15 protein-coding genes are annotated in these 13510 nt (G+C 70.2%); 4 read left to right on the forward strand and 11 right to left on the reverse strand.

All coding sequences use genetic code 11. The annotated features are described in order from the left end of the window. Nucleotides 1–73: 73 nt before the first annotated feature. The 5 genes from NKI68_RS16630 to NKI68_RS16650 form a co-directional block, all read right to left on the reverse strand. Complete coding sequence (locus tag NKI68_RS16630) at nt 74–403, reverse strand: 4Fe-4S dicluster domain-containing protein (RefSeq protein ID WP_254544243.1); 330 nt, start codon at nt 401–403, stop codon at nt 74–76. 104 nt (nt 404–507) lie between these two features. Further along, nucleotides 508–1194, reverse strand: a complete 687-nt coding sequence (locus NKI68_RS16635) for a class I SAM-dependent methyltransferase (RefSeq protein WP_254544244.1) — start codon at nt 1192–1194, stop codon at nt 508–510. Nucleotides 1195–1378: 184 nt separating this feature from the next. Continuing rightward, nucleotides 1379–1711 carry a hypothetical protein gene (locus NKI68_RS16640; RefSeq protein WP_254544245.1) on the reverse strand — a complete coding sequence of 111 codons (333 nt, stop codon included), beginning with the start codon at nt 1709–1711 and terminating at the stop codon, nt 1379–1381. Between the two features lie 189 nt (nt 1712–1900). After that, entirely contained in the window at nt 1901–3646 is a 1746-nt protein-coding gene (locus NKI68_RS16645; protein WP_254544246.1) for a glutamate--tRNA ligase, read from the reverse strand. Between the two features lie 61 nt (nt 3647–3707). Beyond that, nucleotides 3708–5009 carry a hypothetical protein gene (locus tag NKI68_RS16650; RefSeq protein WP_254544247.1) on the reverse strand — a complete coding sequence of 434 codons (1302 nt, stop codon included), beginning with the start codon at nt 5007–5009 and terminating at the stop codon, nt 3708–3710. A gap of 157 nt (nt 5010–5166) precedes the next feature. Here NKI68_RS16650 and NKI68_RS16655 point away from each other — a divergent pair, with 157 nt between their 5' ends. Further along, nucleotides 5167–6201 carry an archaellin/type IV pilin N-terminal domain-containing protein gene (locus NKI68_RS16655; protein ID WP_254544248.1) on the forward strand — a complete coding sequence of 345 codons (1035 nt, stop codon included), beginning with the start codon at nt 5167–5169 and terminating at the stop codon, nt 6199–6201. 11 nt (nt 6202–6212) lie between these two features. On the opposite strand, the gene NKI68_RS16660 is transcribed toward NKI68_RS16655, so the two are convergent. The 6 genes from NKI68_RS16660 to mvk form a co-directional block, all read right to left on the reverse strand. Beyond that, the gene (locus NKI68_RS16660) at nt 6213–7277 is read right to left on the reverse strand and encodes a DUF7972 family membrane protein (RefSeq protein ID WP_254544249.1); all 1065 of its coding nucleotides are present in this window, start codon (nt 7275–7277) and stop codon (nt 6213–6215) included. Continuing rightward, nucleotides 7270–7461, reverse strand: a complete 192-nt coding sequence (gene sp36, locus NKI68_RS16665; protein ID WP_254544250.1) for a Sp36 family protein — start codon at nt 7459–7461, stop codon at nt 7270–7272. Before sp36 ends, NKI68_RS16660 begins: the two co-directional genes overlap by 8 nt. Nucleotides 7462–7522: 61 nt before the next feature. Further along, the gene (gene idsA3, locus NKI68_RS16670; protein ID WP_254544251.1) at nt 7523–8554 is read right to left on the reverse strand and encodes a geranylfarnesyl diphosphate synthase; all 1032 of its coding nucleotides are present in this window, start codon (nt 8552–8554) and stop codon (nt 7523–7525) included. Continuing rightward, entirely contained in the window at nt 8551–9903 is a 1353-nt protein-coding gene (locus tag NKI68_RS16675; RefSeq protein WP_254544252.1) for a ribonuclease J, read from the reverse strand. Before NKI68_RS16675 ends, idsA3 begins: the two co-directional genes overlap by 4 nt. A gap of 303 nt (nt 9904–10206) precedes the next feature. After that, nucleotides 10207–10938: an isopentenyl phosphate kinase gene (locus NKI68_RS16680; RefSeq protein WP_254544253.1), complete on the reverse strand. Its 732-nt coding sequence runs from the start codon at nt 10936–10938 to the stop codon at nt 10207–10209. Continuing rightward, the gene (gene mvk, locus NKI68_RS16685) at nt 10935–11924 is read right to left on the reverse strand and encodes a mevalonate kinase (RefSeq protein WP_254544254.1); all 990 of its coding nucleotides are present in this window, start codon (nt 11922–11924) and stop codon (nt 10935–10937) included. Before mvk ends, NKI68_RS16680 begins: the two co-directional genes overlap by 4 nt. Before the next feature lie 125 nt (nt 11925–12049). On the opposite strand from mvk, the gene NKI68_RS16690 reads away from it, so the two are divergent. The 3 genes from NKI68_RS16690 (at nt 12050) to NKI68_RS16700 (ending at nt 13459) form a co-directional block, all read left to right on the forward strand. Next, nucleotides 12050–12331, forward strand: coding sequence for a winged helix-turn-helix domain-containing protein (locus NKI68_RS16690; protein WP_254544255.1), 282 nt, complete (start codon nt 12050–12052; stop codon nt 12329–12331). Nucleotides 12332–12384: 53 nt separating this feature from the next. Then, nucleotides 12385–12687, forward strand: coding sequence for a DUF8036 family membrane protein (locus tag NKI68_RS16695; protein WP_254544256.1), 303 nt, complete (start codon nt 12385–12387; stop codon nt 12685–12687). Nucleotides 12688–12772: 85 nt separating this feature from the next. Then, entirely contained in the window at nt 12773–13459 is a 687-nt protein-coding gene (locus NKI68_RS16700; protein WP_254544257.1) for a COG4315 family predicted lipoprotein, read from the forward strand. Nucleotides 13460–13510: the final 51 nt, after the last annotated feature.

Consider the following 13510-nt stretch of genomic DNA (forward strand, 5'->3'; position numbering starts at 1 on the left):
GGCGGGAGCGAGGCGGGGACGGTGACGGGCAGGGAGGAAGCGGGACGACGTCGGACGGGAGGGGGTGCGGAACTCAGAGACGACCGGCCCGCCCCGGGTCGACGTCGATGGCGTCGACGGGACAGACGTCCACGCAGAGCATGCAGTCGATGCACTGGGCCTCGTTCGCCGGATCCGCCTTGAGTTCGCTCTCCGGGTGCCCCGGCGTGTCGACCCACTCGAAGACGTCCACGGGACAGTCCTCGAGGCAGGCACCGTCGGCGAGACAGATGTCGAAGTCGACGGCGACGTGCGTCCCGTGGATGCCCAGTTTCTCGGGTTCCTCGACCGGCCCCCACACCCGGTGACCGTTGTGTTCGTCCACCGCTTCCCGGTTCGTCTCGAACTGCGGATCTATGGCCATTGTTGTCTATGGACAGTGCACGCACGGACTTAATAGTATCCTCGCTGTCGGTTCGGGCCGCTCCGGGGGCGGAGCGGCCCCTGCGATCCGGTTCCGTCGCCGTCTCATCCGACGACGAGCATCTCGTTCGCCCCGCGCTGGAACTCGAAGGGGACCGTCCTCGTCTCGACCGCGTGCCCGTCCGCCCGGAGGGCGTCCACCACGACCGCCACCAACTTGGACCGTTCGGCGTCGAAGCCGTGGAGCGGGAACACGCGGACCTCCTCGCCGACCCGCAGGAGTTCTCGGACCGTGTCGAGGTGGAACTCCGGGGAGAGCCGATCGTCGTAGAGAAACAGGAGGTGTGCCGAGAGGACCGTCTCGAAGGCGTCGTCCGGAAACGGCAACTCGGGAAGCGTCGCGCCGACGTACCGCCCGCCGTGGCGGGCGTAGTCGCGGAGGAACCGCGACGCCGCACGGTGGCGATACGTTTCGAGTTCGGCGACGTCCTCGTAGAACTCCCACCGATAGAGGTCCTCGACGCCGTCGAGGGCGGCCGTCGCGCGCGCCGCGTCCTCGGTCGCGAGCCGTGCCAGTGCGGCCGGCGAGCGACCGTACATCGCGTCGACGCCGACCGCGCGGACGCCGCGGTCGCGGGCCTCCGCCACGAACGAACACGGCCCCGCGGGGCAGTCGAGGACGCGCCGGCCGGCCAGCGCCTCGACGTCGAGGTCGAACATCCGTCGGTACTCGGCGAGCGTCCGCCCGACGAACGCGAAGTCGTCGATCTCGTACCGTCTCTGCGGCGTCATTCGCTTATCTACTACCCTATACGGACATTAATGTATAATTTTACCCGTTATTGGCCACTTATGTTCGCTACTTGCGCCGTCCGACGATCATCCAGTGACGAGCACGGTTGACTTCGACGACCTCCTAACCGGCCGTCTCAGTGGAGGACGGTGGCTCGGGTGGAATCTCGCTCCCACGACACCTCTATCGGGTACCCCCCTCGATCTCCGCGGACTCGAAGGACGCGAAGTTGACGACGACGAACGCGACCAGCAGGAACGCGGCGAGCCCGGCGAACGCCAGCGACAGCCTGCGCCGATCCACCGCCGAGAGGCCGAAGCGGTCGCCGGCCCACTCGGTCGCGAACATCCCCGAGAGCAGCAGTGAGAGGCCGACGGCGGCGATCCAGGCACCCCCTATCAACGACTGCGGGGCGAGCAGGAGGCCGTAGCCGACTATCGCCGCTCCGAGGAGGACGGCCAGAATGGTCACGACGCCGAACGACCCGCCCGACGCGGAGGTGGTACTGGTAGTCACGACGACGGGAAGGACTCGAAGGGCGATAACCGTTGCGCGGCCGGCGTCGTGCCGCGTCGCCGACCGACCGCTCGCCGCCCGATACGCGCGCACCGGAATGTGTCCGGGGTCGGAGAGGTCCGCGGTACGTCTCCGTGACTGGTTCCGGAGGATGAGGGATCGGCCGATCCCCGCCTCCGCGTCGCGGACCTACGGGTGGGCGTAGTACGCCACCACGCGCTCCCCGTCCGACGGTTCCGCGTCGCCCCCTGCCACGCCGTCGATCCGGGCGAACCCGACGCGCTCGAACTGCACCACGTCGTCGGGTTCGTACCCCTGGATGCCGGGTTCGGCGCGCCCCGTCACGTCGCCCTCCATCGTGCGGAGGGTGACGGGCACGCTCCCGTCGGCGGGGACCCAGTGGACGACGGGGACGCCCTCCTCGCGCACGGCGTCGATGTCGTCGCCGGTGAACTCGAAGGCGTCGCGCGTGTGCCGGACGCAGCCGAAGCCCTTCAGCCAGACGCGCTCCCCGTTGGCCGGCACGTCGTCGGGTTCGACGAGGACGCTCCCCTCGACGGGGATGCGCCGCGTCCCCCGCTCGGGGTGGTCCGGGTGGACCGGCGGCTCGCCCGCCTCCGGTCCACCGACGACCTGCTTCTCCACCCCGTCGCGCACGAGAAAGCGGCGGTCGGCCTCGTCGTCGATCAGCTCGCGGTTCCGGGCGTAGATGGCCGACATGGCGAGGTCCACGTCGCTCGTGGAGGTGCCGAGTTCGACGAGGGCGTCCACGACCGCTCGCCCGCGGATCCCGCGCCGGCGCACGCTGGCGAGCGTCGGCGCGCGCGGGTCGTCCCAGCCGTCGAGTTCGCCCCGCTCGATCAGCTCTTTGATCGTGGAGGTGGACATCTTCACGTCGTAGGCGTCGAGCTGGATCTTCCCCCAGTGGATGACCTCGGGGTACTCCCAGCCGAAGTAGTCGTAGACGAACCGCTGACGCTTTGCGGAGTCCTGCAGGTCGATCCCGCGGACGATGTGGGTGATGCCGGTCAGGTGATCGTCGATCCCGGACTGGAAGTCGAGCATCGGCCAGCACCGGTAGTCTGCCGCCTCCGGGCGCGGGTGGGGCGTGTCGACGATTCGGAACGCCACCCAGTCGCGCAGCGCGGGGTTCCTGTGCTCGACGTCGGTCTTCACGCGCAGGACCATCTCGCCCGCGCGGTACTCGCCGTCGACCATCGCCTCGAACTCCGAGCGGACGGTCTCTGCGTCCTTCTCCCGGTGGGGACAGGGTTCGCCCGCGTTCTTGAGATCGGAGAACGCCTCTGCGGAACAGGAGCAGGTGTACGCCCCGCCCAGTTCGACGAGTTCGCGGGCGTGGTCGTAGTAGGTCTCCAGGCGGTCGCTCGCCCGGATCACCTCGTCCGGCTCGAACCCGAGGTAGTCGACGGCGTCGAGGATAGCGTCGTAGGCGTCGAGGTCGGGGCGCTTCGTCTCCGGGTCGGTGTCGTCGAACCGACAGAGCATCCAGCCGTCGTAGCGGTCCTTGTACGTCCCGATGACGGCGGGCATGCGGGCGTTGCCGAGGTGCCACGGCCCGTTCGGGTTCGGCGCGAGGCGCATGCGGATCTCCTCGTACTCCGCCGCGTTCGGGAGGTCGGGAAGCGCTCGCTCGTCCTCATCACCCTCCTCCTCGGCCTCGAGTTCCGCCAGCGCGTCGGGGTCGAGTTCCGCCAGGCGCTCGCGGCGCTCCGCCGCCGAGAGGCCGTTGACGCGCTCGACGACGGGCGCGACGACGCCCGGCACCTCGCTCCCGTGCTCGCGGAACTCGGGGTTCGCGCCCATCAGCGGTCCCATGATCGCGCCCACCTGTGCGTCGCTGTCGTGCTTGAGCGCGTTGTAGAGCGCGCTCCGCTCGGCCGCGCGCTCGACGCGCGCTCGGAGGTCGTCGTCCATTACCGGTACGGTTCGCGCGAGGGATCAAAACGGGCGTGGATTCTCCCGCGACGAGGCGGGGTCACCCCCACAGCCGGAGGCCGTCGTCGGTCCCCACGCCCACGACGATGCGACCGTCGCCGCCGCGGACGCCCGCGAGGTTCGTCCGGACGGCCCCGCCCACGGGGAGCGTCCACGCCTCCCTGACGCCGTCCCCCGTCCGACGGAGCGCGGCGAGCGCCGTGCGGTCCCCCGTCGGCAGGAGGAGTTCGATCCGTCCGTCCCCGTCGAAGTCGCCCGCGAGCGCCCCGTCCAGGTTCCGGGAGCCGATGATGTGGGTCCCGTAGCGCTCGGCGGTGGCGACCACCGACAACCGATCGCCGCGGGCGCGGTAGAACTCCGCCACGCCGCCGACGTGCGGCGTTCTGACGACGGCGAGTTCGGGGACCGCGTCCGGTGCGAACGGCGCGACGGCGAGCTGGTGCCGCCAGCGAAACCCCGTCCCGATCGGTTCGCCCGCGGCGAGGCGCGTCCCGTCCGCGGCGTACGCCGCGACCCGCGCTCCCCGGTCGGCGTCGCTCTCGGTGACGATCACGTCCGGGCGACCGTCGCCGGTCACGTCCGCGAGGATGGAGGCGATCCCCTCGACGACCGCCGGAGGACCGACCTCGATGCGCGTTCGGAGTTCCAGCCCCTCGCTCGCGTCGACGACGGCGACGCTCCCCGCCTCCGTTCCGTCGCCGAGGACGCCGTGGTCGTAGCGGTCGGTCGCCCCCGCGAGGACCGCCACGACGTCGCCGCTCTGTACGATCCGGGCGTCGGGGAGCGCGTCGATCGGGAGGCGCACCTCGGCGTCGGCGTCGCGCCGGACGAGGTCGCCGTCCGCGACGAACAGCAGCGCCCCGCCCTCGAGACGGACCGGGTGGCCGAGCGCGGACGCGCCCTCCGGCGGCACGAGGAGCGTCGGCTCGCCGCCGTCGAGCGCCAGCGCCGGAGGCGTTCCGGGGTCGAGGCGGGCGGGCGACACCGCCCGGTCGCGGCGATCGCCGCCCCGGACCTCGAAGCCCCGTGCCCGGCCGTCGTCGGCGACGACGACCCACAGGCTCCCGCGCTCGGTCGGGGCGGCGACCAGCCACGCCGGGGTCCCGTCGAACGGCACCGCCCGCGGCGTCGCGTCGGGCACCGACCCCGTCCCGTCGAGTACTCGATTCCCGGACGGACGGACGTGCGTGTACGCGAGGTCGTCGCTCGTGCCGGCGGGCGTCACGGCCGAGGGCGGGTCGGTTCGACGGCGTTCACGGTCCCCCCGGTCCCCACGGTCACCGCAACCCGCCAGCGCGAGCGTCCCCGCCAGCGCGAGCAGTCGGCGGCGCGGAACGTGCATACCCCCGGTGGGGTCCGCTTCGGAATGACGGTTCCGCACTAGGGCGTGAGGGGCGAACGGCCACTCGTCCCTCGGCGACGCGACCGCGGTGACGCGGAGTTAACCGCCGTGAAACCGCTCCTCCCGGTTTATGCCTCCGCGGCACTTCACGCCGGTCGTGACCTCCCGCGACCGCGCGCTCTCCCCGCTCGTCGGCGGCGTCCTCGTCGTCGGGATCGTCGTCCTCCTCGCGGCAGTCGTCGCCACGATGGCGCTCGGCTTCGAGGACGCGCTCGTCGATCCGGGCCCGACGGTCGCCTCCGGCAACACCGTCCGGGTCGAACTCAGCGGGGGAGAGGTCGACCACTCCCTCGCGCTCCTCCACCGCGCCGGCGCGACCGTCGACGCCGACGCCCTCACCGTTCGCGTCGGCTCCGGCGACGCGAGCGTCGAGTACCCCCTCTCGTCGATCGACTCCCCCGCGCTCGCCGACGGCCGGTGGGGCCCCGGCGAGCGCGTCGCCCTCGACCTCGACGCCGAGACGGTGTGCGCCGGCGGCGGCGAGACGGCGCACGTCTCGGTCGTCCACGACGCCGGACGGCAGTCGTTCCTCGTGAGCCACCGCGAGGTGCCCATCGAGCGCGGGCAGTTCGTCGTCCGCGACACCGAGGTCGTCCCGACGGCGCGGTACACCGCCGCGGTGACCTTCGTCGGGACGGCGTGGTCGTCGCCCTACTACGACCCGCCGGTGACCGTCCGGGTGACCGTCGGCGACGAACCCGTCCACTCGTGGACGGGCGTCCACGACGCCCAGTCGACGGTGGGAACGTACGACGTGTCCACCCGCGAGGCGGGGACGAGTCTCGCGGTGTCGGCGAGCGGCTACGACGGGTGGGACTGGCGGAACGTCAGCGAGTCCCGCCACCCGTCACACATGCGCGTCCTCCGCGACGGCGACCCCGTCCCCAACCTCGACGCCGGCGACGGCCAGCAGTCGGTCGCCGGGTACGTCTCGCCCTACGTCAAGGGCGATCGCGTCTCGCTCGCCGACAACCAGGCGATCTTCCTGTTCGACTTCAACACGAACACGCCGGCCTCGGCGGTCGACTACCAGGACGCGGTCGTGCTCGTCTCCTTCTTCACGCAGGAGGAGACGGTGCAGTTCCGCGAGAACCGTCGCGGGGAGGACGTCGTCGTCTGCCCCGGTGGGTGAGATGCCTCCTCTCAGCGCTGGGAGTCGCGCAGGATGAGCGGACCGATGGCGAGGGTTCGCTTCGCGATGGTGACGACGCGGATCACGTAGGCGATGAACAGGAGAAACGGGACGACCGTGACGGTGAACGCGGCCGCGGTCACCCACAGGAGGTCCGTGACGCCGAGGGTCGCCCCCGTGAACGTGGCCGTGTCCACAAACGTCGCCATGATGGCCGCGACGACGAGCGCGGGGACCGCCGCGTAGACGATGAGCTGCGAGAGGTCGATGAGCGCCCACTGGAAGTAGAGCGTCTTCACGTGCTCGCGGGCGGGGCCGAACATCGCGAGCGACGTGTGGAGGTCGTCGAGGGCCTGTCGGGTGTCGCCGTCGATGTCGTCCGCGTACACGTCGCGGAGCCGCTCGGTCTGGAACATCTTCCAGGCGTAGTTGTAGTCGAGCGCCGCGTAGAGGACGTCGAACGAACCGAAGGTCGCTCCGTCCAGGCGGTCGCGGACGAGGTCCGCGTTCTCGACGAGACTGTCGACGAACTCGTCTACCTCCCGCTCCAGGTCGTCCTCGGCGTCCGACCCCGCGTCGAGATCGTCGACCAGCTCGCGGACCTTCTTCGCGCGCTTCGCGGACGCTTCGACGATGGCCGCGAGGAACGCCGACGGGTCGGCCGGCGCCGTCGTCCCGATGAGTTCGCCCGCGTACGTGCGGAAGTCGAGCGCGTTGCTCATCCGTTCGCGCTGGTCGCCGAGCGGCCCGTTCTCCTGGGAGATGACGAGCTGGCTGATCGTGACGACCAGCGTCACGCCCGTGATGAGGGCGCTTATCATCGTGGTGAACAGCGTATCGAGGATATCCCCGCTCGCGACGGTCTGCGTGAACGGCGGGAGGAAGAACACCCCCGCGAGGAGGAACGCGACGAACACCAGCGCCGCCAGGACGCCGGTGACGAGGAGCCGGTTCGCGCCGAGCAACAGCCAGAGCTTGAGTCGGTTCTCCCCGGCGCGCGCCCGCATCGTGTTCTCGGTGCTGACGTCCGACTCCCGTCCCGCCGACCGCTCGGAGCCGAGGGCCGTCTCACTCATCGGTCAGGGGGCGCTTGAGGACGAGGTACTTCGTCCCGCCGCCGGCGTAGTCGACGGAGCAGACGAGCTCCCACCCCTCGGTGCCGAGCTCGTTCAGCGCCTCCTTCGGATCCGCCGCCTCGTGTTTCGTCGCCTCCCGCGGCGGTCGGAGCGTCTCGTACTCCCAGCGATGGGGGTCGTTCATCGTACGCTGTTGGACTCGTCGCGGGGGTAAAAACCTGACCGCGGCAGGGCGATCCGGCCGGTCAGTAGGTGCGGTCGACGAGGTAGTCCGCGATGCCCGCGAGCGTCGTCCGGGCTTCGGACTCGGGGAGGACGTCGAGGCGCTCCTTCCCCCGGGCGACGAGGTCCCGCGCCGTTCCGCGGGCGTACTCGATGCTCCCGACCGCATCGAGGCGCTCGACCGCGGCCTCGATGTCCGCTTCGGTGACGTCGTCTGGGCGCTCCGCGTCGACGAGCGCGTCCACGTCGACGCCCCGCTCTGCGGCGTGCAGGGTGACGATGGTTCGCTTGCCCTCTACGAGGTCGCTCCCCCGCGTCTTGCCGAGCGTCTCGCTCGGGACGGTGAGGTCGAGGAGGTCGTCCTGGATCTGGAACGCCCGGCCGACGTCGAGCCCGTAGCCGCAGAGCGCGTCGACGACCGCCTCGTCCGCGCCGAGCAGGATCGCGGGGATGGCCGCGGCGGCGGCGTACAGCACCGCGGTCTTGTGCTCGATCATCTCGAGGTACTCGTCGGTCGTCACGTCGTCGCGCCCCTCGAAGTCCACGTCGAGGGCCTGCCCCTCGCAGATCTTCGTGCAGGTGGTGGCGAGCGTGTCGAGCGCGCGCACCGACCGATCGGCCGGCGCGCCGGTCTCGAGCATGCACTCGAACGCCTTCGAGTAGAGGGTGTCTCCCGCGAGGATGGCGGTCTCCGTGTCGTACTCCCGGTGGACCGACGGGACGCCGCGACGGAGGTCGTCGTCGTCCATGATGTCGTCGTGGATGAGCGTGAACGACTGGATGACCTCGACGGAGACGGCGGCGGCCATGACGTCGAGTTCGTTCGGACCGAACGCGCGGTAGTCGTCGGCTCGCGGTTCCGTATCGGTGACCGCCTCCGCGGCGAGCAGGAGCATCGTCGGGCGCAGTCGCTTGCCGCCCGCGTCGAGCAGGTATCGGGACGCCTCGTAGAGGCGCTCCGGACGCTTGACGGGGAGCATCTCCGCGATGGCGTCGTTGACCTCCCCGCGGCGGTCCTCGATGGCCGCCTCGACGCGCGCTCTCCCGGCGCTCATTCCGTCAGCTGGATCATGTTCCCGTTTCGCGTGACGTGCAGGTCGCGGCCGAGCTTGTAGCCCTGGCCGGCCGCGAGGTCCGTGTAGGGCGCGAAGCCCTTCATGTCCTGGTGGGCCGGGATGACGTGCTGGGGCTGGAGCGCCCGGAGCATCTCGTAGTGGCCCTCCTCGCGGAGGTGCCCGGAGACGTGGACGTCGTCGTAGATGCGCGCGCCCTGCATCTTCAGCAGCTTCTCGGACTGGTAGCGCTGGCCCTCGTTGGTCGGCTCGGGGATCACCCGCGCGCTGAAGATGACCTTGTCGCCGTCCTCGAGGTCGTAGGGCGTCTCCCCCCGCCCCATCCGGGTGAGCATGGCGCGCGGTTCGCCCTGGTGGCCCGTCACGATGGGCAGGTAGTTCTCCTTGCCCTCGTTCATGATGCGCTTGAACGTCCGGTCGACGGACTTGCGGTGGCCGTACATCCCGAGGTCCTCGGGGAAGTCGACGAAGTTCAGCCGCTCTGCGGTGCCCGAGTACTTCTCCATCGAGCGTCCGAGCAGGACCGGCTGGCGGCCGATGTCCTTCGCGAACTCGACGAGGCTCGTCACGCGGGCGATGTGACTCGAGAACGTCGTGGCGACGATGCCGCCGTCGTAGTCCTCGACGCTCGTCAGCACGTCCTTCAGGTGGCGTCGCGCGACGGCCTCGCTCGGGGTGCGACCCTTCCGACCCGCGTTCGTGCAGTCCTCGATGTAGCAGAGGACGCCGTTGCCCTCGCGGCCGATCTCGCGGAAGCGCGGCATGTCGATGGGGTCGCCCAGCACCGGCGTGTGGTCCATGCGCTTGTCCAGCCCGTAGACGACCGCCCCCTCGGGCGTGTGGAGGACGGGGTTGATCGCGTCGATGATCGAGTGGGTGACGTTGACGAACTCCAGTTCGACCTGGCCCGTGTCGCCGATGCGCATCGTCTCGCCCGCCTCCATCGGGACGAGGTCGTTCTGGACGCCGAACTTCTCCTCGCTCTGGATCTGCTGCTTGACGAGTTCGATGGTGAACGGCGTCGCCACGATGGGCGCGTCGTAGCGGTGGGCGAGCTTCGAGAGCGCGCCGATGTGGTCGAGGTGACCGTGTGTCGGCACGATGGCCTGCACGTCGCCCTCCAGGTCGGACATGACGCGGTCGTCCGGGATCGCGCCCATGTCGATCAGGTCGAGGCTGTGCAGCCGCTCGGTCTCGAGGTTGTCGTGAATCAGTACCTGCGAGAGGTTGAGACCCATGTCGAAGACGACGACGTCGTCCCCGGCACGGACGGCCGTCATCTGCCGGCCGACCTCTTCGTAACCGCCGATCGTTGCGATTTCGACTTCCATAGTTTCCACTCCGAGAGGAGTCGCCCGGGGAGCGCGGCCCGCGCGCGCGACCGGCGAAGACGTACCGCTGGCACTCCAGAGGCCCGCGTGATCCGGACGAATCGAGAGACCGCGCCCGGATCCCGCCGGTCGCCCGCCCGCGTTCTCGGGGCGACCGTATGCTCGGTTATCGCGTCCTACAAGCCGCGGTGTTAAAAACTACGTGGCTTGCTCCCCAGAATGTGACTCCGTGTCGAGGGCAGAATCCAGCGTTCGGCGAGCGCCGCGCGCGAGGCCGCGCTCCCCGGTCGAACGCACCGCCCGCTACCCGACGCGCGTCCCCGGATCGTCGCCCGCGAGAAACGCCTCCACCTCGTCGAGTTCGAAGACGAACGCGGGGACGGAAAGCGATAGCAGTTCGCGCACCTTCGCGGCCATCCCGCCGGTGACGTCCGTCGAGTCGCTCCCGCCGATCGCACCCCCGATCTGTTCGAGCGACTCGACGCGCTCGATCACCTCGCCGTCCTCGTCGTAGACGCCCGGGACGGCCGAACAGAGGCCGACGCGGTCGGCGTCGAGGTGGTCCGCGAGTTCGACGACCAGTTCGTCGCCGCTGACGACGGTCGCGCCCTTGCCCTCGTGGGCGATGACGTCGCCGTGGACGACGGGGACGAACCCCTCCCGGACGAGCACCCGGACCTGTCCGGTCGGGAGCACGAGGTCGCTCACCGCGTTGCGAAAACCCGCCGAGAACGGGTGGACCGGGACGGCCGGCACGTCCTGGGCGTGGAACGCGTCGAGGACCGTGTCGTTGAGGCGCTTCATCGCGGCGTGGACCGCGACCACGCCCTCGTAGTCGTGGGTCCCCCGCGTCCGACTGATGCCGTGCTCGCTCGCGTGGTGGTGGCCGAACGACCCGCCGCCGTGGACCAGCACGAGGTCGTCGTCCGCCGCCGAGACCGCGGCCGCGATCCGGTCGAGCGCCGCCGCGTCGACCGTCTCCGGCGTGTCCTTGTCCGTGACGACGCTCCCGCCGAGTTTCAGTATCGTGGTCATCCCTCGGCGCGCACCCCCTCGCGGTCGAGTTCGGCGCGGAACGCGTCCTCGCAGCCGGGCGTGTAGCGCAACGCCGTCTGCGCGCCTGCCGTCTCGTCGAGCGCGACGATACACCCGCCCCCGCCCGCGCCGGTCAGCTTCGCCCCGAGCGCGTCCGCGTCGCGGGCGGCCCACACCATCGCGTCGAGCGAGCGCGAGGAGACGCCGAGCGCCGAGAGCAGGCCGTGGTTGAAGTCCATCAGGCGGCCGACCTCCTCGACGTCGTCCTCGGCCAGCGCGCGCTCGCCCTGACGGACCACGTCGCCGATCGCCCCCACCGTGTCGGCGGCGAAGTCGTACTCCTCGCGGAGCGCGCGCACCCCGGCGACGAGGTCGCCGGTGTCGCCCGCGCCGCCGTCGTAGCCGACGACGAGCGGCAGGTCCGGGATGTCCTCGATACGCTCGCAGTCGTCGCCCTCGACCCGGACGGCCCCGCCCACCGTCGAGCAGAACGTGTCGGTGCGGGACGCCTGGCCGTCCTGTACGTCGTGTTCGACTCGATACGCGCGGTCGGCCAGTTCCTCGGACGACAGTTCGACGCCGAGTTCGCGGGCCGCGGCGTCGATGGTCGCGACGATGACGGCCGCCGACGAACTCAACCCCGCCCCCAGCGGGATCTCGCTCTCGACGATCAGGTCGAGGCCGGCGTCCGGGGCGGCGGCGGCCTCGCGGGCCTGCTCGACGGCCCCGTCGACGTAGCCCATCGCCGCCTCCACGAGCGGCGTGGGCACGTTCACGTCCAACTGGTCGTTCGCGCCGCCGCTGTACTCGACGGTGAACCCGTCGAGAGTCAGGTCGCGGGCCTCCACCTGGAGGCGGTCGTCATCGCGGCGATGGGCGGTCACCCGCGCCCGACGGTCGATAGCACAGCCGACCGCCGGCTCGCCGTAGACGACGGCGTGCTCGCCGAAGAGGTATAGTTTGCCCGGCGCGCTCGAAACGGTCATACCCGCCCGTAACCGGACCGCCCGTTTAAGCGTATCCGAACGGTTCCGGTGGACGGACGGTCGCGAGCAGGTCGCGAACAGTGGGGGGAGGGAGTATATTAGGGGGGAGTCGCAACCGGTAGCCGATGGAGACGGCCCTCTGGTACATGCTGGCCGGCGCTCGCGGCGGGCCGAACCGCATCCGCATCGTTCGTGCGCTGAGAGAGCGCCCGCGGAACGCCAACCAGCTCGCGGAGGACCTCGGCCTCGATTACACGACGATTCGCTACCACCTCGACGTGCTCATGGACCACGACGTGGTCAGGAACAGCGGCGGCGGGTACGGGACGGTGTACCTGCTGACCGATCGGATCGAGCGCAACTGGACGACCGTCGAGTCCGTCATCGACACGCTGGAGGACGCATGACATGATTCAAGAGAGACGCACCCCGTACCCGATAGCGCGGAGGAACGGATAAGATGGCCCTCTGGTTCGACGTCACGCGGCTCGCGACCGCGCTCAACCTCGTCCTCCTCGGAGGACTGTGCTACGTCTGGGTCCGCAACTACCTCCGGTTGCGGACGCCGTTCACCCTCGGTCTCCTGGTCTTCGGCGCGTTCCTGCTCGTACAGAACGGCTTCGCGCTCTACATCTACGTCCTCGATCCGACGACGAGCGACTGGTTCGGCGCGATCCCCGAACGCTACAACGTCGCCATCATGACGCTCACCGTCCTGCAGTTCGGGGCCGTCCTCGCGCTGACCTGGATCACCCGAAAGTAGCCCCGCACCGCCGACTCTTTGGACGGAGTTTGGAGAGACTTCGGAAAACGCCCTTCGTCGGCCGTCGCGAACGTACCGACTCGTGATGAAACGACGAACGCTCATCAGGGGTGCGGTCGCGACCGGCGGTGTCGCTTCCTTCGGCGCACTCGCGGGGTGTGCACGGACCGGCGACGACGGTGGCGACGGCGCAACCGGCGGAACGAACGAGACGACCGACACCGGCGACACGGCGAACGACAGCGACGACACGACGACCGACACCGGCGACGGCGACGGCGACGGTGGAACGGCCACGGCGACGGTTCGAACGGCGACGGTGGATCCCTACGGCGAGATACTGACCGACGCCGAGGGGATGACGTTGTACCTGTTCACGAAGGACGAGGGCGGAGCCAGCGTCTGTTACGACGACTGTGCGACGGCCTGGCCGCCGTTGACCGCGAGCGGGCAGCCCAGCGCGGGAACGGGCGTGACGGCACGGCTCGGAACCGCCGAACGGACGGACGGCTCCACGCAGGTCACGGCGGCGGGTCACCCGCTCTACTATTACGAACCGGACGAGGCCCCCGGCGACGCGAAGGGGCAGGGCGTCGGCGGCGTCTGGTTCGTCGTCGGTCCGGATGGAACGCGGGTGACGGAAGGTGCCACCGGTGGTACCGATACCCCTGGCGAGAACGACACGTCGAGCGACGACGGTACGTCGGGCGGTGGTGCCGACGGCGGGAACGGGAGCGGGAGCGACGGAGGAAGCGGCGGCGGGTACTACTGACGGCGCGGCCGCTCTCACCTGCGTCGGGACGAACCGAAAAGGTCTGGCGTC

This window comes from Halomarina pelagica (assembly GCF_024228315.1).
GTDB lineage: Archaea > Halobacteriota > Halobacteria > Halobacteriales > Haloarculaceae > Halomarina > Halomarina pelagica.